Here is a 17,949-nt window from a genome sequence, read left to right as displayed (position 1 = left end):
AATTCAACCTCCGTGATTGAGAAAGGCGCGCGGTCCGTGCATTTCCTGGATGTGCTGCAGCAGGATGGCCAGATCGGCGTCGCTGTGGGCCGGATCCAGATGCTCGGTGTTGACGGTCAGTACCGGCGCGTCTTGGTAGTGATAGAAAAAATGACTGTAGCATTCCGACAGCCGTTGCAGGTAATCCAGGGAGATGGCTTCCTCCATGGCGATCCCGCGCGTGGCGATGCGGGCCTGCAGGATCTCGGGCGGCGCTTGCAGATGGATCACCAGGTCCGGAACGCGGACCTGCGGACGCAACTGGCGGTGCAGCGCCTCGTAGAGCGCCAGCTCCTCGTCGGCCAGGGTCAGCTGGGCGAACAGGATGTTCTTTTCCAGCATGAAGTCGGCGATGAAGCGTCCTTCCACCTGCTCCGGATCCAGCGGCGCCTGCAACTGCCCCATCCGCTGCAGCAGGAAGAACACCTGGGTCTGGAAGGCATGCCGTGCGGCATCCCGGTAGAACCCGGCCAGGAAGGGATTGCCCTCCGGCTGTTCCAGCAAGGCCTGCGCGCCCCAGAGTGTGGCCAGGCGCGTGGCCAGCGAGGTCTTGCCCGCCCCGATGGGGCCGTCGATTGCGATGTAGCGGTAGCTTTCCAGTTCCATGGCGTCTTTCCCCCGGCGCGCCGGGTGCGGCATTGTAGTTGATTTCACTCCGGCCGGCGCTGGCCGGGCAGGGAGGTTTTGCGTGATTTCCGGAAATATCCGGGCCATCGCCAGGCGGTGCAGACAACTCAGCCGGAATTCGGCCCTTATTCCACGCAAGGCGAGACCCGGGCAGCCAGCACAATAGACTGTGGCTTGGTGTGCGCAGGGTAGACCGGCCTGGCATCCCAATAGTGCCGGGTCCACGCCGTCATGCCGCCGTCTGCGCCAGCATGAAAGCCGTCAAATCTGGTAAAACCGGCCCGATTGACCCAAGAAGCGCCAGTTTCTGCCGTAAACACCGTCACGGGCTGGCTGTGTGTAACGTAGCCGTGCCGTGATGATCCGAGCTGACAACAACCAACAGGAAACGTGGCTGTGAAATCGCTTCGCAATATCTTGCCTGTGCTGTGCCTGGTGAACCTGCTGCTGTTCATGATGCTGGCCCAGCACTGGTGGCTGGGCGCGCTGGTGGGCCTGCTGATCGGCGGCGCCTTCTATCTGACTTGCCTGCCTGCTCCGGCGCTGCCGTCGGCGGCAGCAGCGCCGTCCCCATTGCCGCAGCCGGTTGCGGCCCCAGCCGAGCTGCCGATCCCGCTCGCGCCGACCAGTTCCATGGACGGCCATGCGCCCCTGGCCGAGCTGCTACGCGAAGTGCTGCCGGTGTGGCAAGGCAACGTGCAACTGGCCCGCGCGCAGACGCAATCGGCCATCGACAGCCTGACGGCACGCTTCGTCGGCATCCACGAGCGCCTGGGCGGGACGCTGGACCCGGCCAGCCACGGCACAAATGGCGAGATTCTTCATATAGTACAGAATGCAGCTGAACAATTAGGCGCGATTGCCACGGCGCTGGAAGGCATGCTGGCCTCGCGCCAGGTGCTGGTGACCAAGTTCGACAGCCTCATGGCCGCCAATGACGAGATTCGCCGCCTGGCCCAGCAGAACGAACAACTGGCCGGGCAGACCGGCGTGACCGATCTGCTCAGCGATGAACAGAGCTGGCAGGAACTGGCAGAGCGTTCGGCCGAGAACAGCCGCCAGATCGCCGCCCGTGCCAAGGGCGTACGCCAGCAGATCATGTCGGCCATCGGTGCCACGGGTGAGGCCACCGCCAGTGCCGACGGCATCGCCGAAAACTCGCGCGCCGTGATCGACCAGATCATTGCCGACTTCCGCCATTCGGCCATGAAGCTGACCACTACCGTCAAAGAGCTGGAAGACGACGGCCGCGAAGTGGATCGCGAGGTCTGCGACATTCTGGTCCATCTGCAATTCCAGGACCGCATCAGCCAGATCCTGGATCACGTGCAACAAGACATCCTGCGCCTGCGCGAGGCGGCCGGGCAGGCGCAGGCGCTGCCTTCGCCGCAACAGTGGCTGGCCGATCTCGAGAAGACCTATACCACCCAGGAGCAGCGCCAGATGCATGCCGGCCAGCAAGGCCATCCCGCGCCGCCCTCGCAGGTGGATTTTTTCTGAGTTTCTGAGGCAGCGAGGACCCGAGATGGAAAAGTGCATATTGATCGTCGACGATTCCTTCAGCCTGCGGCAGACCATCACGGCCGCCCTGAAGAGCGCCGGCTACCAGGTGGAAGAAGCCGCCGACGGTCTGGAAGCCCTGAAGAAACTGGATGGCCGCAAGTTCAACCTGGTCATTTCCGACCTCAACATGCCCAACCTCGACGGTCTGTCCCTGGTGCGCGAGATGAAACAGATGCCTGCCTACAAATTCACCCCCGTCATCATGCTGACCACCGAAAGCAGCGAAGCGCGCAAGCAGGAAGGCAAGGCCGCCGGCATCCGCGCCTGGGTGCACAAGCCCTTTCTGCCACCGGTGCTGCTCGATGCGGTGGCCAAGCTGGTGCAGCCGTGAGGCAGGACGCCATGGACCATTGAAAAGAAAGCCGAGACCCCCACGATGCCGCTGACGTATTCCGTGCAAGAGGACCGGTTGCTGCTCACCCTGAGCGGTGCGCTGACCATTTTCCAGGCGGCCGAGCGCAAGCCGGAACTGCTGCACGCACTGACGCTGCCGCACACGCACGTGGTGCTGGACCTAGCCGGCGTGGATGAGCTCGATACCGCCGGCCTGCAGTTGCTGCTGCTGTTGCGGCGCGAGCTGGCCAGTTGCGGCCGCCATCTGGAGATCGGCCTCTACAGTCCGGCCGTCCTGGCCGTCCTGGACCTGCTGCAATTGCATGAGCGTTTCCACCCCGCCGTGGAGGCCGCATGAAGAAGGACTCCGCCCGCGATGCCGTGGTCCAGGAGGCCCGCGAACTGCTGGTGGCCATGGAAGCGGCCTTGCTGCAGATCGAGATGGAAGGCCCGACGCGCGAGAGCATCCATGCCATCTTCCGCGCCGCCCACACCATCAAGGGCTCGGCGGGACTGTTTGCCTTTGACAGCATCGTGCAGTTCACCCACCAGGTGGAGCACGTGCTGGATCTGGTCCGCGAAGAACGCCTGCCCCTGAATGCTTCCCTGATGTCGCTGCTGTTGCAATGTGGCGATTACATCGGCGAACTGGTCGACGCCATCGAGCGCAACCAGGAAACCGAGGAACCCAATGCCCAGCGCCGTGCCACGCTGCTGGCCGAACTGGAAGAGGTAGCGCAGTCGGCCACCGCACCGGGTGAGGGCGCCGCCAGCGAGCCGGCGCGCCTGTGGAAGCGGCTCTCCGGTGGCGTACCTGCTGACCGGGCCGCCGCAGCGGAGGCGCACGGTGACGCGGCCCTGCAGGTAGCGGCTGATTATCCCTACTGGCACCTGTCGCTGCAGTTCAACGAGAACGTATTACGCGATGGGCTCGATCCGCTGTCCTTCCTGTATTACTTGCGCTCGCTGGGCCGCATCGTCGCCATCCTGCCGGTGGAGGCCAACATTCCCGAGGCCGCCGCCATGGATGCCGAGAGCTGCTACCTCGGCGTGGAAATCTGCCTGGCCTCCGACTCAACCCGGCAGACGCTGGAAGACGTCTTCGAATTCGTGCGCGATGACAGCCGTATCGACATCCTGCCCCCGCACAGTCCGTTGGCCGACTATGCCACGGTGCTGCAGCGCCTGGCCAGCGAGGATGCCGCACGCCTGGTCAGCCAATGGCGCAGCCTGGAATTGTTCAATGAAGCGCAGTGGCGCAGCCTGGGCGCGGCCACCCTTGAAGACTCCGCAGCGGCCGTGGTGCCGGTGGCGGCTGCCAGTGCGGGAGCGCGTCCGCGTCCGCTGGACGAGCGCCGTGCGCAGGAGCAGAAGTTCATCAAGATCGAAGTTTCCAAGCTGGACCAGCTGATCGACCTGGTGGGCGAGCTGGTGATTGCCGGTGCCAGTGCGCGCCTGATCGCGCGCCGCCGCAAGGATAGCCAGTTCGAGGAAGCTACCCAGGCCATCGACAGCCTGATGGAACAGATCCGCGATGCCGCGCTGACCCTGCGCATGGTGCAGATCAATGAAGTGTTCCAGCGGTTCCCGCGCATCGTGCGCGACATCGCACGCGACCTGGACAAGGACATCGAACTGACGATGACCGGCTCCGACACCGAACTGGACAAATCCATGGTGGAACGCCTGGCCGATCCGCTGATGCACATCGTGCGCAATGCCATCGACCACGGCATCGAACCGGCCGCCGAGCGCATCGCCGCCGGCAAGCCGCCCAAGGCCTCGCTGCGGCTCAATGCCATGCATGAATCCGGTAGCGTGCTGGTGGAGGTGATGGACGATGGTCGTGGCATGGATCGCACCCGCATCCTGGAAAAGGCCATCGCACAAGGACTGGCGGCCCCTGATGCCGAATTGAGCGATGCCGAGATCTATCGTTTCGTTTTCGAACCCGGCTTTTCCACCGCCGAGCAGATCACCGAACTCTCCGGGCGCGGCGTGGGCATGGATGTGGTCAAGCGCAACATCGACGCCTTGCATGGCGAGGTGGCCATCGATACCGAGGCGGGCCGTGGCACCGTGGTGCGCATCCGCCTGCCGCTGACACTGGCCATCATTTCGGGTTTCCAGGTGGTGGTGGGCAATGCGGTATTCGTCATTCCGCTGGACATGGTGGTGGAGTGCATCGACATGCCGCCCCGGCAAAGCACCAGCCACATCGTCGCGGTGCGTGGCGAGCCCTTGCCCTTCGTGCCCTTGCGCGAATTGTTCGACTTGCCGGCGCGCGAGCAGGGCAGGGCGCGCAAGAGCCTGGTGATCGTGCAGTACGGACAATTGCGCGCCGGCCTGCTGGTCGATGGTTTGCTGGGCGAATGCCAGGCGGTCATCAAGCCGCTGGGGCGGCTGTTCGGCAAGGTCAAGGGCCTGTCTGGATCGACCATCCTGGGCGATGGCCGGGTTGCGCTGATCCTGGATATTCCGCACCTGGTCCAGCATACCCAGCAGCAGGAACAAGGCAATACGGCGGCCTACGCCGAACGCAGCGCCGCGTCGGCGCCATGAGGGGCGCAGTCGAAGAGCGCGCATCACGAGGGGAAGCGAGCATGCAAGAATCGATGACCAACAGGGTGAGCATCAAGCAGATCTTCATCTGGCTCGGGGTTGTCCTGTCCATCCTGGTGGCGGTGGTGATCAGCCTCACCGACACGCTGCGGCAGGCCAATGCCGCGCTGGAGCATGCGCACCAGTCACGCTATGACTCGGCGGCGCTGGCCAACGAGCTGCGCCGTACCACCGAGGACATGACCAAGTTCGCCCGTGCCTACGTGACTACCGGAGACCCCAATGATGAGGATCGCTATTACATGATCCTCGACATCCGCAACGGCAAGCGCGCGCGACCCTCCAACTATGACCGTTTCAACTGGGATCTGGTGACCGCCCGCAAACTGCCGGTGGAGGCGAACGCCCAGGCAATACCGCTGAGCGAGCTGATGAAGCGCGCCGGCTTCACCGAACAGGAACTGGCCAAGATGCAGGAAGCCCTGAAGCTGGGCGACCAACTCTCGCGCATCGAGATCACTGCCTTCCATGCCGTCAAGGGCGAGTTCGATGACGGCGAGGGCAAGTTCACCGTGGTCGGTGCGCCCAATCAGGCGATGGCGCAGGAGCTGGTTTTCGATCAGACCTACCGAGCCCTGTTCGGCCGCGTGATGACGCCGATCAACGACTTCCTGCGCCAGGTCGACGAGCGCACCCAGGCGCGCGTCGTCAAGGCCGGCAGCGACTATGCCGAACTGGAACAGAAGATCTTGTGGCTGCTTTCCGCCTCGGTGGTGGTGCTGTTCGCCTGCCTCGGGTTTGCCTATCGCACCATCCGCTCGCAGATCGGTGGCGAACCGCGCGATGCCATGAGCGTCTTGCGCCGCGTGGCCGAAGGCGATCTCACCGTCACCGTGCCGCTGCGCAAGAACGACAAGGTGAGCGTGCTCTACAGCACCCAGCAGATGGTCAACAAATGGACCGACGTCATCGGCGACGTCAGCGGCACGGCCGGCGCCCTGGCCTCGGCATCGGAACAGATTTCGTCGTCCTCGCAGGCGCTCTCGCACAATGCCTCGCAGCAGGCGGCCAATGTCGAGGAGACCAGCGCCTCGGTGGAAGAGATCACCTCCACCATCGCCCAGAACGCCGACAACGCGCGCACCACCGACGGCATCGCCAGCCTGTCGGCCAGTGCGGCCACCGAAGGCGGCGAGGCGGTGCGCGAGACCGTGGCGGCGATGAAGCAGATCGCCAGCAAGATCGGCATCATCGACGACATCGCCTACCAGACCAACCTGCTGGCGCTGAACGCAGCCATCGAAGCGGCGCGCGCCGGGGAACACGGCAAGGGCTTTGCCGTGGTCGCCGCCGAAGTGCGCAAGCTGGCCGAACGCTCGCAAACCGCTGCCCAGGAAATCATTGCGGTTGCCGAGAACAGCGTGGGCCTGGCAGAAAAGGCCGGCGGCCTGCTCAACCAGATGGTGCCCTCGATTCGCAAGACCGCCGACCTGGTGCAGGAAATCGCGGCTGCCTCGGCGGAACAATCGACCGGTTTGGAACAGATCAACAATGCCGTGCACCAGATGGCGCAGACTACCCAGATGACTGCGGCGGCCTCGGAAGAACTGTCGGCGACCTCCGAAGAGATGAGTGCCCAGGCCATTCATCTGCAGGATCTGATGCGCTTCTTCCGCGTGGACGAGTTGCAGAAGGCGGCCTCCGGCACCAGCGCCGGCGAACTGCCGGGTACGGGTGGACGGCAGGACAGGCGTGCCCGGCACGATTTGCAGAGCAAGCGCGAGCACGCGCGCCGGCTGTCGATGCTGGATGTGGACGAGGACGCACCGGGCGTGGATGAATCCTCGTTCAAGCGATTCTGAGGTGCATGCCATGTCCTTCACGCCCTTCGCGCCTTTTCCGTCCCAGTCGCCGCCTGCAGGCCGCGCACGCATCAATCCGCCACCCGAGGTGGGTGGCAGCAAGGAGAGCAAGCCATGCCCAGCGTATCGTTGAATGGCGAATCCATCCGCAAGCGGCAGCAGGAAGAAGTCATCGAAAGCCGCCAGTTTCTGACCTTCCTGGTAGGCAGCGAAAGCTTCGCCATGCCCATTGCCAGCATCCGCGAGATCATCGAATTCGGAGGGCTGACCGAAGTGCCGCTGATGCCCGATTTTCTGCGCGGCGTGATCAACCTGCGTGGCTCGGTGGTGCCGGTGATCGACCTGTCGGTGCGTTTTGGGCGTGCGCCCACGGTAGAAGCCAAGCGCACCTGCATCATCATCATGGAACTGATCCAGGAGGAGCAGTTGTTGCTGCTGGGCGTGATGGTCGATGCGGTCAGTGCGGTGCTGAGCATCGAGGTTGATCACATCGAGCCGCGTCCCTCCTTTGGTGCCGGCATCCGTGCCGATTTCATCGAAGGAATGATCAACGTCAGCGAGCGTTTCATCGTGGTGCTGGACGTGCAGCGCGTGCTGTCGGTGGACGAGCTGGCGAGCCTCTTGGGCATGAGTGCCGAGGATGCCCTGAGCGGCGTGCCGGTGCTGTCGGCGGAAGCGGAAAAGGAGTAGCCCCATGGGCGGCATCGGCAAGCTCACAGGCAGGGACGGCGCAGCGCATGGTACCGGTGCGGGTGCCAGTGTGAGCCATTCTGCCGCCGTTGCGCCCGGGGTTGCCACTGCCCCCGCCCAGCCGTCCAGCGTATCGTTGGATGCTGACGTCAGCGATCAGGACATGCTGCTGTTCCAGCAATTGTTCAAGCAGCAGATCGGACTGCATCTGCCGCTGTCGAAAAAAGCCTTGCTGCACAGCCGCCTCAACCATCGCCTGCACGAACTCGGCCTGCGTGGACTGGCGCAGTATCATCGGCTCATCAGCAGCGCAGACGGCGCCGAGGAATGCCAGCACGCCATCGATCTGATCACCACCAACGAGACCTATTTCTTCCGCGAACAGAGCCATTTCGATTTCCTGGCCCAGGAGCTGCTGCCGCTGTGGCGAGATCACAAGAGCCTGCGCGTCTGGAGCGCCGCCTCTGCCACCGGCGAAGAGGCGTACTCCCTGGCCATGGTGCTGGATCATCACCGGCCCGCCGGCAGCTGGTCCGTATTCGCTTCCGACATCAGCAAGCGCGTGCTGCGCTTTGCGCGCCGGGCGCTCTATCCGATGGCGCGCGGGCAGAATATTCCTCGTCCGTATCTGCGCCGGTATTGCCTGCTCGGCACCGGGGAATACGAGGGCCATTTCCTGGTGCAGGCAGACCTGCGCGCCAAGGTCGAATTCGCCCAGCGCAACCTGACCGCGCTGCACGAACATGAGGACGGGCTGTATGACCTGATCTTCCTGCGCAACGTCATCATCTATTTTGATTGCGACACCAAGCTGCAGGTGTTGAAGGATGTGATTGCCCGCCTGCGTCCCGGTGGCTACCTGGTGGTGGGTCATTCGGAATCGCTGCACGGCATGGCGCTGGATCTGCTGATGCACTCACCCTCCATCTACCGGAGGCCGCAATGAGCGCCAGCGCGGCCATCCGGGTGATGGTCATCGACGACTCCTCGGTGGTGCGCCAGCTGGTGCAGCAGTTGCTGGCGCAGACGGCCGACATCCGCGTCATCGGTGCCGCGCCCGATCCGGTGTTTGCCATGCGCAAGATGCAGCAGGCATGGCCCGACGTGATCCTGCTCGACATTGAAATGCCGCGCATGGATGGCATTACCTTCCTGCGGCAGATCATGGCCACGCGGCCCACACCGGTGATCATCTGCACGGTGCACGCCGGCGGCGATAGGGATGTCACGGCCGAAGCACTGGCGGCCGGGGCGGTGTCGGTCATTGCCCGGCCGCAAATGGGAGTGCGTGATTTCTTGCAGGACGCCGTGGCTGAACTGGCCCACGCCATCCGCGCAGCGGCGCTGGCCGGGCCGGGGGCGAGGGGGGAGGGCGCCATGGCGGCACGTCCCGTCTCATCGACTCTCAAGCTGCGCGCGGTCAAAGCAGCATCGCGAGAAATGCTGCATGATGACGGCTGGGCTGCGGTGCTGCAGCGTCACACTGCCGATGCGGTACTGGCAGCGCCGGGGCTGGAGGATGGTTATCGCCCGCGCACTGCGCACATTGTCGCCATCGGCGCCTCCACCGGCGGGCCGCAGGCGCTGGAGCGGGTACTGCGGCCATTGGACCGCCGCTGTCCTGGCATCGTGGTGGTACAGCACATGCCGCAGCGCTTTACCCGCAGTTTCGCCGAACGGCTGCATCGCGTTTCCGGCGCCGATGTCAAGGAAGCCGAACATCACGATGTGGTGCTGCCGGGACGGGTGCTGATTGCTCCTGGCGGGAAGCATCTGGTCGTCAGGCGCGATGGCCTTCAGTACTATGTGGAAACATTGGATGGTCCGCTGGTGAGCCGGCACAAGCCTTCGGTGGACGTGCTGTTCCGCTCGCTGGCCAAAGCCGCCGGCAGCAATGCAGTGGGTATCATCATGACCGGCATGGGGGACGATGGCGCAAGGGGGATGCGGGAGATGGCCGATTGCGGCGCCGCGACCTACGCCCAGGACGAAGCCACCAGCGTGGTCTTCGGCATGCCGAAAGAAGCGATACACATGGGCGGCGTCGGTGACGTCCTCCCGCTCGATCATATCTCCGCCGTGATAGAACAATATGCCGCTAGCCAATCTCAATGAGCTGATCGAATCCGCGCTGGTCGTCGACGACAGTGCCCTGCAGCGCCAGCACAGCGTGACGCTGCTGCAGGAGCTGGGCGTCGATCTGATCTATGAGGCCGGCAACGGCAACGAGGCGCTGGATCTGCTGGCGTTGCTCAAGCTCCCGCCGAGCCTGGCGGTGATCGATCTGGAGATGCCGGGCATGGATGGCATCGAACTGATCCAGCACCTGCAGCAGAAGGGCATCGACATTCCCCTCATCGTCGCCTCCAGCCGCGAGACTTCGCTGCTGCTGTCGGTGGAGACCATGATCCACGCCCTTGGCATGAACCTGATCGGCGTGCTGCAGAAACCGCTCAACCAGAGCCAGCTGCGCGCGGCGCTGCAAGCCTTCCGGCCGCACGGCGGCGATGCGCACGCCCACGATGATCCGCTGCCGTCGATGTGCGAGAGCGATCTCGGAGCGGCCATAGGCGGTGGCCAGGTGTTGCCGTATTTCCAGCCCAAGGTGGACGTGCAGACCGGCATCCTCAAGGGCGTGGAAGCGCTGGCGCGGTGGACCCATCCCGAGCGCGGCATGGTGCCGCCGGACCGCTTCATTCCGCTGGCCGAGCAGTCCGGCCTGATCCACGACCTGACCATCAGCATGATGGACCAGGCCATGGCCCAGGCCGCCATCTGGCACAGCCGGGGGCTGGCGATCAAGGTGGCGGTGAACCTCTCGCCGCTGTCGCTGGAGCAGCCGGACTTCCTGCACCGCATCCTGGAGCTGGTGGACAAGCATGCGTTGCCGGCTGAAAACGTGGTGCTGGAAATCACCGAAAGCTCGGTGGTCGCGCACAAGGGCAATTCGCTGGGCATGCTCGCGCGTCTGCGCCTGAAGGGCTTTGGCCTGTCCATTGACGATTACGGCACCGGTTTTTCCTCGATGCAGCAGCTGGCGCGCATCCCCTTCACCGAGCTGAAGATCGACCGTTCCTTCGTCCATGGCGCGCACGACCGCAAGAACCTGCGCGTGATCCTGCAATCGGCGCTGGACATGGCGCAGCGGCTGGAGCTGGTGACGGTGGCAGAAGGTGTGGAGACGATGGAAGACTGGCGCCTGCTGCAAGACTTCGGTTGCAGCCTGGGGCAGGGCTATCTGATCGGCAAGCCCATGCCGGCCAATGAATTGCCGCTATGGCTGAAGGGACATCATCGCCGGCTCAGCGAATTGCGGCCGCTGGGGAAGGGGGCTGCGACCGGGGGCTCGGCCTGAATGGCATCGCTGACCTTGGCGCTCATAGCCGACTGACAGGCTGATCCCTGATCGCATCCAGAAAATCGCGCGCCGGCCCCAGTCCCGGTATCACCACCTTCTCATCGATCTCCAGCATGGGCGCCAGTACGAAGGCGCGCTGCGCCATGCGGGGATGCGGAACGATCAGTTCTTCGCTCTCCAGGCGCGCATCCCCATACATCAACACATCCAGGTCCAGCGTACGCGGGGCATTGCGGTAGGGACGCTCGCGTCCGTGCTGCAGCTCGATGGCCTGCAAGGCGTGCAGCAGGTCGATGGCCGCCAGCGAGGTGGATATCAGCGCCACGGCGTTGACGTAATCATCGCCACTGGAATCAATCGGCGCGGTGCGGTACAGCGAGGAGCTGCGCAGCAGTTGCGACTGCGGCAGCCGGGCCAGGTGCGCAATGGCTTCCTGGACCGTGGCCCGGGCGTCGCCGAGGTTGCCGCCGATGCCGATCCAGGCCAGCGTGAAGGACGGCTCCACGTGGCTCAGTCGTCGCCCGCAGGCGCGCTGTCAGTACCTGCACCGCCACTGCTGCGACGACGGCGACGGCGCTTGGGCGCCTCTCCGGTGCCGCTCTCTGCCGACTCGCCAGCCTCCTGAGTGACAGGTGCGCGCGTCTTGACCGGGGCAGGGGCTGCCTCCTGCTCGACGCTGCCGTCGCTGCTGCCGGTATCCACCGGCGACTTGCTGCGGCTGCGTCCGCCACGGCGCTTGCGTTTTTTCGGACCAGCATTGCTGCTGGCCGGATCGGCCGGTTTGCGGGCGATCAGTTCTTCACGCTCGGCACCGTTGCCGGCGATGAAGGCTTCCCACCATTCGCCCAGTTCGGCATCGAGTTCGCCGGACTGGCAGCGCAGCAGCAGGAAGTCGAAGCCGGCGCGCAGGCGCAGGTGTTCCAGCAGCTTGTACGGGGCCTTGCCGACGCGGCGCTCGAAGCGCGGCTGCATGGCCCAGATGTCACGCATGTCGGAGGCGATCTTGCGCTGCAGGGCCAGCTTCTCGGTCTGGGCGTCGAGCACGTCATCAGCCGCAAGGTGCAGCGCGGGGATCGGGTACTCGCCAGCCGCTTGGTAGGCGCGCCACTTTTCCAGCACCTGGTGCCACAGCAGCGAGGCGAACAGGAAGCCCGGCGAGACCCCCTTGCCTTCCTTCACGCGCGCGTCCGTGTTGGCCAATGCTAGGCTGACGAACTTCTCGCCCAGCGGCTGCTCCAGCACCACGTCCAGCAGCGGCAGCAGGCCATGATGCAGGCCTTCCTTGCGCAACTGCTGCAGGCAGGCCAGCGCATGGCCACTCATGAGGAGCTTGAGCATTTCATCGAACACGCGGGCAGCCGGTACGTTGTCGATGAGCGGCGCCATCACGCGGATCGGCGCACTGCTGGCCGGGTCGATGGTGAACTTGAGCTTGGCCGCGAAGCGCACCACGCGCAGCATGCGCACCGGGTCTTCGCGGTAGCGCGCTTCCGGTTCACCGATGATGCGCAGCTTCTTGTCGCGGATGTCGGCGATCCCGCCGTGGTAATCCAGCACCGTCTGGCTGGCCGGATCGTAGTACATCGCGTTGATGGTGAAATCGCGCCGGGTGGCGTCTTCGTGCTGCTCGCCGAAGGTGTTGTCGCGCAACACGCGGCCGTGTTCATCCTTGGGCGCGGCTTCGGCCGAGGCGCCACGGAAGGTGGTGACCTCGATCAGTTCCTGGCCGAACATCACGTGCACGATCTGGAAGCGGCGGCCGATGATGAAGGCGCGGCGGAACAATTGCTTGACCTGTTCCGGCGTGGCATTGGTGGCCACGTCGAAGTCCTTGGGCTTGATGCCCAGCAGCAGGTCGCGCACCGCACCGCCGACGATGAAGGCCTTGTAGCCGGCTTCCTGCAGGGTCTGCGTCACGCGTACCGCATTGGGCGAGACCAGGGCCGGATCGATGCCATGCTGCTTGGGACCGAGCACGTCGGGATCGATCTTGCCGCCGGCTGCGACGGCCTTGGCGCGCGATTTCCTGGCCGGCTCGGCACTCTCTGCGGCGGCCGCAGCCTTGCCCCGGCCGAGGATGGAGCGAATCAGTTTCTTGATCATTGCGCGTGGCCGTCGGCGAAGAGGTTCAGCACCGGCCAGCCGCGCGCCTGGGCATGCGCCAGCAGCTTGTCGTTGGGGTTGGTGGCGATCGGATCGGTCACGCGCTCGAGCAGCGGAATGTCGTTCTGCGAATCGCTGTAGAAGTAGCTGCGCTCGAACTTGTCCAGGGTGTGGCCCAGGCGGTCCAGCCAGGCTTCGGTGTGGACGATCTTGCCCGGGCCGAAGGTGGGCGTGCCGTCGAGCTTGCCGGTGAGGTTGCCTTGCGCATCCAGTGCGGGCAGGGCAGCGATCAGGTGCTCGACGCCGAAGTGCGAGGCGATGGGCTTGGTGACGAAGTGGTTGGTGGCGGTGACGATGGCTACCAGGTCACCGGCGTCCAGGTGCTTCTTCACCAGGGCCACGGCTTGCGGGAGGATGGCGGGCTTGACCACTTCGTCCATGAACTGCAGGTGCATTTCGTCGAGCTGCTGGCGGGTGAAGCGCGACAGGTTGCCCAGTGCGAATTCGAGATAGGCCACCGGATCGAGCGTACCGTTCTGGTAATGGGCGAACCATTCGTCGTTGGCTTTCCGGAAGCTGGCGGCATCCACGGCGCCGATGCGCGCCATGAATTCCCCCCACTCGTGGTCGGAGTCGAGCGGCAGCAGGGTATGGTCGAGATCGAAAAGGGCGAGGTTCATTGTTCTCCGGATTCCTGTTGTAACAGTTCGCGTAGCAAGGGCAGGGTGATGGCGCGCTTGGTGGCCAGCGAGTAGCGGTCCAGCGCGTCGAGCATGCGCGACAGCGAAGGCATGTCGCGGCGGTAGTGGGTGAGCATGTACATCATCACGGCCGGGGGAATCTCCAGGCCGCGATCCAGGGTGATCTGCAGCAGGGCGGCGATCTTCTCGTCATCCGAGAGATCGTGTACCTGGTAGATCAGGCCCCAGCCGAGCCGGGTGCGCAGGTCTTCGCGCAGCTCCAGGCGGGTCGGTGGCAGGGTGCCGGTGCAGACCATGCAGCCGCCCTGTTCGCGGATCTGGTTGAACAGGTTGAAGGCGGCGATCTGCTGTTCCTCGAACAGTTGATCGACGTCATCGAGCAAGTAATGGCTGGTCTGCGGGCTGTAATCGAAGGCGGACTCGGGGGAATCGGCGCCGATCAGGCGCGCACGGTTGCCTTCCTGGGCGGCCTTGGTGGCCAGGGCGTGCAGCAGGTGGCTCTTGCCGGCACCGGCTTCGGCCCAGAGGTAGATGAAGCGGTCCGTGCTGGCGCTGCCGGTCTGGATGGATTTGTCCACGCCGGCCGCGGCCAGCAGCTTCAGGCGCTCCAGCAGTTCTGCGTTGCGGCCGGTCACGAAGCTGTCGAAGCTTTGCGGCTGGTCCGCGCTCAAATCGAGCGGAATCTGTTTCATCGGCGTGTATCAGCTACGTTGGCTGCAGCAGTGTTGCAGCCAGTTAATGCAGGACGGCGCCAAGCGCCCGAGCCTGCGCAGCATCCTGCAAGGGCAGGGAGGCTGTGATCGATCATAAACTCTTCAACGGTTGTAAAAATTGCTGGCCAGATACTCGCGCCGCACATGCATGGCGATCACCGAGACAATGGCCGAGGCCGGCAGCGCCAGCAGCACGCCGACGAATCCAAACAACTGGCCAAAGGCCAGCAAGGCGAAAATCACCACCAGCGGATGCAGGCCGATACGCTCGCCCACCAGCTTGGGCGTGAGGATGAAGCTTTCCAGCACCTGCCCCACGCCATAAATCAGGGCCACCCACAACAGGCCCATGGCGCCATCGAATTGCAAAATGGCCGCCAGGATCGCCAGCACCAGCCCCAGGCCAAAGCCCACGTAGGGGATGAACACCAGCAGCCCCGTGAGCACACCCACGGGAAGGGCGCTGTCAAATCCGGCCACGGTGAGCGCAACCGAATAATAGACCGCCAGCACCAGCATCACCAGCAATTGTCCACGCAGATACTGTCCCAGCAGGCCATCGACCTCGGCCGCCATGGTGTTGACGCGGGCGGCCCAGCGGCGCGGGATGAGAATCTGCACGCGCTTGAGGAAAGGATGCCAGTCCTGCAGCAGGTAGAACAGCACCATCGGCACGAACAGCAGATTGGCCAGCCAGGCCAGCAGTGCCGTGCCGCCCACCTTGGCCGAGGCCAGCACGGAACTCCACAGCTCGTCGCCGCTGGTGCTGATCTGTTGCGTCAGCAAGGCCTTGATGCCGGCCAGGTCCAGCCGCACGTCGATGCCCAACTGATGCAGGCGCGGCGAGAGGAAGGCATTCAACTTGTCCAGCAGCGGTGGCACCTGGGCCTGCAACAGCGGGATCTGGCGCAGCACCAGCGGCACCACGATCAGCACCAGCGCAAGACCCGCCAGGATCAGCAGCAGCACCATCACGGTCACGCCCACGAAGCGCGGGATGCGGACGGGACCGAGACGGCGGCTGGCGATCCAGTCCACGCCGGGATTGAGCGCATAACCAATGATGCCGGCGGCAACGAAGGGCGAGAGCATCGGCCCCAGCGCCACCAGTAGCGACAACAGCAAAATGCCGACAATCAGCCACGCCAGGTTCTGTTTTTGCTCTTCGGACAAAGAAAAAGGCATGGATTCGGAGTTCGCGGGTGGCGGTTTTGTTAAAATCACGGCTTGGCAGGGCGGCTTCGCCCCTGAATCCCCTATTTTACCGTCTTCACTGGCAATATTTCATCATGACTTCACCTTCCAATGTCTCCCTCTCCTACCGTGACGCTGGCGTCGATATCGATGCCGGTGACGCCCTGGTCGAAGCGATCAAGCCGTTCGCCAAGCGCACCACCCGCGAAGGCGTGCTGGGCGGCATTGGCGGTTTCGGCGCACTGTTCGAGATCAGCAAGAAGTACAAGGAACCGGTGCTGGTCTCCGGTACCGACGGTGTGGGCACGAAGCTCAAGCTGGCCTTCCACCTGAACCGTCACGATACGGTCGGTATCGACCTGGTGGCCATGAGCGTCAACGACATCCTGGTGCAGGGCGCCGAGCCGCTGTTCTTCCTCGATTACTTTGCCTGCGGCAAGCTGGACGTGCCCTCGGCCACCGATGTCATCAAGGGCATCGCCGCCGGTTGCGAACAGGCCGGCTGCGCCCTGATCGGCGGTGAAACCGCTGAAATGCCCAGCATGTACCCCGACGGTGAATACGACCTGGCCGGCTTTGCGGTGGGCGCGGTGGAAAAGTCCAAGATCATCGACGGCACCAGGATCGCCCCGGGCGACGTGGTGCTGGGCCTGGCCTCCTCGGGCGCGCACTCCAACGGTTATTCGCTGGTGCGCAAGATTCTGGACGTGGCCAAGCCGGACCTGGAAGCCGACTTCCACGGCCGCAAGCTGGCCGACGTGCTGATGGCCCCGACCCGCATCTACGTCAAGCCGCTGCTGTCGCTGATGGAAAAGCTGGAAGTCAAGGGCATGGTCCACATCACCGGTGGCGGCCTGGTCGAGAACATCCCGCGCGTGCTGCAGGATCACCTGACTGCCGAGCTGGATGCCAAGTCCTGGACCATGCCGCCGCTGTTCACCTGGCTGCAGCAGCATGGCGGCGTGGCCGACGCAGAAATGCACCGCGTCTTCAACTGCGGCATCGGCATGACCGTGATCGTCTCCAAGGAAAACGCTGACGCTGCCGAAGCGCATCTGAAGGCGGCCGGCGAGACCGTCTACCGCATCGGCGCCATCCGCGCCCGCGCTGAAGGCGAAGCCCAGACCATCGTGCGCTGATCGATGTAAATCGTTTTAAAGATTTATAAAATAAAAAGGCTGCATTCTGGATGCAGCCTTTTTTATTTCCCCAAGAATTTTCCCGTCGAATGAAAATTTAGTTTTGATAAAACGAAAACTAAGTTTCTCAAGAGAAAAATCTAAGATTCCGGGATAAGCGTTCAGCTTGCCTGTCCGACATCCCCATCCTGCTCAGCCAGGATCTGCCGCGGTACCGCCTGCAGTCCCCGCGCCACGCCATTGGGCGGCGGCACGCGCACCGGCTCGCTGATGTCGGCGGCGGTGGAGAGCACATTCAGGGTATCTTCCGGCGGTGCATCCCAGACCGGATCGTCGATGGCCTCGAAGACGCGCTTCAGTTGCGAACCCCAACTGCGGCGGATCATCTGGAAATATTGGTTCTGCTCATCGATGGTGACGAAGCGGGTCACGGCCAGGTCTTCGCTTTCATAGACCAGCAGGTCCAGCGGCAGGCCCACCGAGATGTTGGACTTCAAGGTCGAATCCATGGAGATCAGCGCACACTTGGCCGCTTCGTCCAGCGAGGTGTGGGGCGTAACCACGCGGTCGATGATGGGCTTGCCGTACTTGGATTCGCCGATCTGGAAGTAGGTATTCTCATCGTGCGATTCGATGAAGTTGCCGGCCGAATACATCTGGAAGAGCCTGCAACGCTCGCCACGAATCTGGCCACCGAAGATGATGCTGACGTTGAAATCGATACCAAACTTGCTCAGCTCGGCGGCTTCGCGGTCATGCACGGCGCGGATGGCGTCACCCAGGATCTGCGCAGCTTCGTACATGGTGGTCGCGGTCCAGATGCTGCGGCCCTCGGCATTGGTGCGGTCGGTCAGCATCTGGCGGATGGATTGAGAAATCGACAGGTTGCCGGCGGTCATCAGGACCATCACGCGGTCGCCCGGATTCTCGTAAACACTCATCTTGCGGAAGGTGCCGATGTGGTCCACTCCCGCGTTGGTGCGCGAATCGGACAGGAACACCAGGCCGCTGTTGAGGCGCATGGCTACGCAGTAGGTCATGATGAAATCGTGATACTTGGAAACG

General features: G+C 63.8%; 17 protein-coding genes. 10 read left to right on the top strand and 7 right to left on the bottom strand.

Annotated elements, in window-relative coordinates; all coding sequences use genetic code 11:
- Positions 1-3 precede the first annotated feature (3 nt).
- Entirely contained in the window at positions 4-645 is a 642-nt protein-coding gene (locus ACVC5H_RS22470; RefSeq protein ID WP_489619934.1) for a deoxynucleoside kinase, read from the bottom strand.
- Between the two features lie 417 nt (positions 646-1,062).
- Between ACVC5H_RS22470 and ACVC5H_RS22465 the strand changes: the two genes are divergently transcribed.
- The 9 genes from ACVC5H_RS22465 (at position 1,063) to ACVC5H_RS22425 (ending at position 11,031) form a co-directional block, all read left to right on the top strand.
- The gene (locus ACVC5H_RS22465) at positions 1,063-2,166 is read left to right on the top strand and encodes a chemotaxis protein (RefSeq protein WP_489619933.1); all 1,104 of its coding nucleotides are present in this window, start codon (positions 1,063-1,065) and stop codon (positions 2,164-2,166) included.
- A 25-nt stretch (positions 2,167-2,191) separates the two neighbouring features.
- The gene (locus tag ACVC5H_RS22460) at positions 2,192-2,560 is read left to right on the top strand and encodes a response regulator (RefSeq protein ID WP_489619932.1); all 369 of its coding nucleotides are present in this window, start codon (positions 2,192-2,194) and stop codon (positions 2,558-2,560) included.
- 45 nt (positions 2,561-2,605) lie between these two features.
- On the top strand, positions 2,606-2,920 hold the full coding sequence (locus ACVC5H_RS22455) for an STAS domain-containing protein (RefSeq protein ID WP_489619931.1): 315 nt from the start codon (positions 2,606-2,608) through the stop codon (positions 2,918-2,920).
- Positions 2,917-5,124, top strand: a complete 2,208-nt coding sequence (locus ACVC5H_RS22450; RefSeq protein WP_489619930.1) for a chemotaxis protein CheA — start codon at positions 2,917-2,919, stop codon at positions 5,122-5,124. Before ACVC5H_RS22455 ends, ACVC5H_RS22450 begins: the two co-directional genes overlap by 4 nt.
- Before the next feature lie 41 nt (positions 5,125-5,165).
- Positions 5,166-6,986 carry a methyl-accepting chemotaxis protein gene (locus tag ACVC5H_RS22445; protein WP_489619929.1) on the top strand — a complete coding sequence of 607 codons (1,821 nt, stop codon included), beginning with the start codon at positions 5,166-5,168 and terminating at the stop codon, positions 6,984-6,986.
- 114 nt (positions 6,987-7,100) lie between these two features.
- The gene (locus tag ACVC5H_RS22440; protein WP_489619928.1) at positions 7,101-7,676 is read left to right on the top strand and encodes a chemotaxis protein CheW; all 576 of its coding nucleotides are present in this window, start codon (positions 7,101-7,103) and stop codon (positions 7,674-7,676) included.
- Positions 7,677-7,680: 4 nt separating this feature from the next.
- Positions 7,681-8,622 carry a CheR family methyltransferase gene (locus ACVC5H_RS22435; RefSeq protein WP_489619927.1) on the top strand — a complete coding sequence of 314 codons (942 nt, stop codon included), beginning with the start codon at positions 7,681-7,683 and terminating at the stop codon, positions 8,620-8,622.
- Positions 8,619-9,791, top strand: a complete 1,173-nt coding sequence (locus tag ACVC5H_RS22430) for a protein-glutamate methylesterase/protein-glutamine glutaminase (RefSeq protein ID WP_489619926.1) — start codon at positions 8,619-8,621, stop codon at positions 9,789-9,791. The genes ACVC5H_RS22435 and ACVC5H_RS22430 overlap by 4 nt, the downstream gene beginning before the upstream one ends.
- Positions 9,769-11,031 carry an EAL domain-containing response regulator gene (locus tag ACVC5H_RS22425; RefSeq protein ID WP_489619925.1) on the top strand — a complete coding sequence of 421 codons (1,263 nt, stop codon included), beginning with the start codon at positions 9,769-9,771 and terminating at the stop codon, positions 11,029-11,031. The genes ACVC5H_RS22430 and ACVC5H_RS22425 overlap by 23 nt, the downstream gene beginning before the upstream one ends.
- Before the next feature lie 22 nt (positions 11,032-11,053).
- Here the strand turns inward: ACVC5H_RS22425 and folK are convergent, their stop codons facing one another.
- From folK to ACVC5H_RS22400, 5 genes are all read right to left on the bottom strand, one after another.
- The gene (folK, locus tag ACVC5H_RS22420) at positions 11,054-11,539 is read right to left on the bottom strand and encodes a 2-amino-4-hydroxy-6-hydroxymethyldihydropteridine diphosphokinase (protein ID WP_489619924.1); all 486 of its coding nucleotides are present in this window, start codon (positions 11,537-11,539) and stop codon (positions 11,054-11,056) included.
- A gap of 5 nt (positions 11,540-11,544) precedes the next feature.
- Positions 11,545-13,137, bottom strand: coding sequence for a polynucleotide adenylyltransferase PcnB (gene pcnB / locus ACVC5H_RS22415; protein WP_489619923.1), 1,593 nt, complete (start codon positions 13,135-13,137; stop codon positions 11,545-11,547).
- Positions 13,134-13,817, bottom strand: coding sequence for a histidinol-phosphatase (locus tag ACVC5H_RS22410; protein ID WP_489619922.1), 684 nt, complete (start codon positions 13,815-13,817; stop codon positions 13,134-13,136). Before ACVC5H_RS22410 ends, pcnB begins: the two co-directional genes overlap by 4 nt.
- On the bottom strand, positions 13,814-14,530 hold the full coding sequence (gene hda / locus ACVC5H_RS22405) for a DnaA regulatory inactivator Hda (RefSeq protein ID WP_489619921.1): 717 nt from the start codon (positions 14,528-14,530) through the stop codon (positions 13,814-13,816). Before hda ends, ACVC5H_RS22410 begins: the two co-directional genes overlap by 4 nt.
- A gap of 123 nt (positions 14,531-14,653) precedes the next feature.
- Positions 14,654-15,736, bottom strand: coding sequence for an AI-2E family transporter (locus ACVC5H_RS22400; protein ID WP_489619920.1), 1,083 nt, complete (start codon positions 15,734-15,736; stop codon positions 14,654-14,656).
- Positions 15,737-15,840: 104 nt separating this feature from the next.
- Here ACVC5H_RS22400 and purM point away from each other — a divergent pair, with 104 nt between their 5' ends.
- Positions 15,841-16,884 carry a phosphoribosylformylglycinamidine cyclo-ligase gene (gene purM, locus ACVC5H_RS22395; protein ID WP_489619919.1) on the top strand — a complete coding sequence of 348 codons (1,044 nt, stop codon included), beginning with the start codon at positions 15,841-15,843 and terminating at the stop codon, positions 16,882-16,884.
- Between the two features lie 161 nt (positions 16,885-17,045).
- Here the strand turns inward: purM and ACVC5H_RS22390 are convergent, their stop codons facing one another.
- Complete coding sequence (locus tag ACVC5H_RS22390; RefSeq protein ID WP_489619918.1) at positions 17,046-17,924, bottom strand: proteasome-type protease; 879 nt, start codon at positions 17,922-17,924, stop codon at positions 17,046-17,048.
- Positions 17,925-17,949 lie beyond the last annotated feature (25 nt).

The sequence above is a fragment of the Herbaspirillum sp. Her3 genome (genome assembly GCF_057961275.1).
Note: the sequence above shows the minus strand (reverse complement) of the source record. Positions and strands in the feature narration are given on the sequence as shown.

Coding starts and splice junctions, on each gene's coding strand:
- ACVC5H_RS22470 (WP_489619934.1), bottom strand. CDS start 645: ATGGAACTGGAAAGCTACCGCTACATCGCAATCGACGGCCCCATCGGG.
- ACVC5H_RS22460 (WP_489619932.1), top strand. CDS start 2,192: ATGGAAAAGTGCATATTGATCGTCGACGATTCCTTCAGCCTGCGGCAG.
- ACVC5H_RS22455 (WP_489619931.1), top strand. CDS start 2,606: ATGCCGCTGACGTATTCCGTGCAAGAGGACCGGTTGCTGCTCACCCTG.
- ACVC5H_RS22450 (WP_489619930.1), top strand. CDS start 2,917: ATGAAGAAGGACTCCGCCCGCGATGCCGTGGTCCAGGAGGCCCGCGAA.
- ACVC5H_RS22445 (WP_489619929.1), top strand. CDS start 5,166: ATGCAAGAATCGATGACCAACAGGGTGAGCATCAAGCAGATCTTCATC.
- ACVC5H_RS22440 (WP_489619928.1), top strand. CDS start 7,101: ATGCCCAGCGTATCGTTGAATGGCGAATCCATCCGCAAGCGGCAGCAG.
- ACVC5H_RS22435 (WP_489619927.1), top strand. CDS start 7,681: ATGGGCGGCATCGGCAAGCTCACAGGCAGGGACGGCGCAGCGCATGGT.
- ACVC5H_RS22430 (WP_489619926.1), top strand. CDS start 8,619: ATGAGCGCCAGCGCGGCCATCCGGGTGATGGTCATCGACGACTCCTCG.
- ACVC5H_RS22425 (WP_489619925.1), top strand. CDS start 9,769: ATGCCGCTAGCCAATCTCAATGAGCTGATCGAATCCGCGCTGGTCGTC.
- pcnB (WP_489619923.1), bottom strand. CDS start 13,137: ATGATCAAGAAACTGATTCGCTCCATCCTCGGCCGGGGCAAGGCTGCG.
- ACVC5H_RS22410 (WP_489619922.1), bottom strand. CDS start 13,817: ATGAACCTCGCCCTTTTCGATCTCGACCATACCCTGCTGCCGCTCGAC.
- hda (WP_489619921.1), bottom strand. CDS start 14,530: ATGAAACAGATTCCGCTCGATTTGAGCGCGGACCAGCCGCAAAGCTTC.
- ACVC5H_RS22400 (WP_489619920.1), bottom strand. CDS start 15,736: ATGCCTTTTTCTTTGTCCGAAGAGCAAAAACAGAACCTGGCGTGGCTG.
- purM (WP_489619919.1), top strand. CDS start 15,841: ATGACTTCACCTTCCAATGTCTCCCTCTCCTACCGTGACGCTGGCGTC.
- ACVC5H_RS22390 (WP_489619918.1), bottom strand. CDS start 17,924: ATGACCTACTGCGTAGCCATGCGCCTCAACAGCGGCCTGGTGTTCCTG.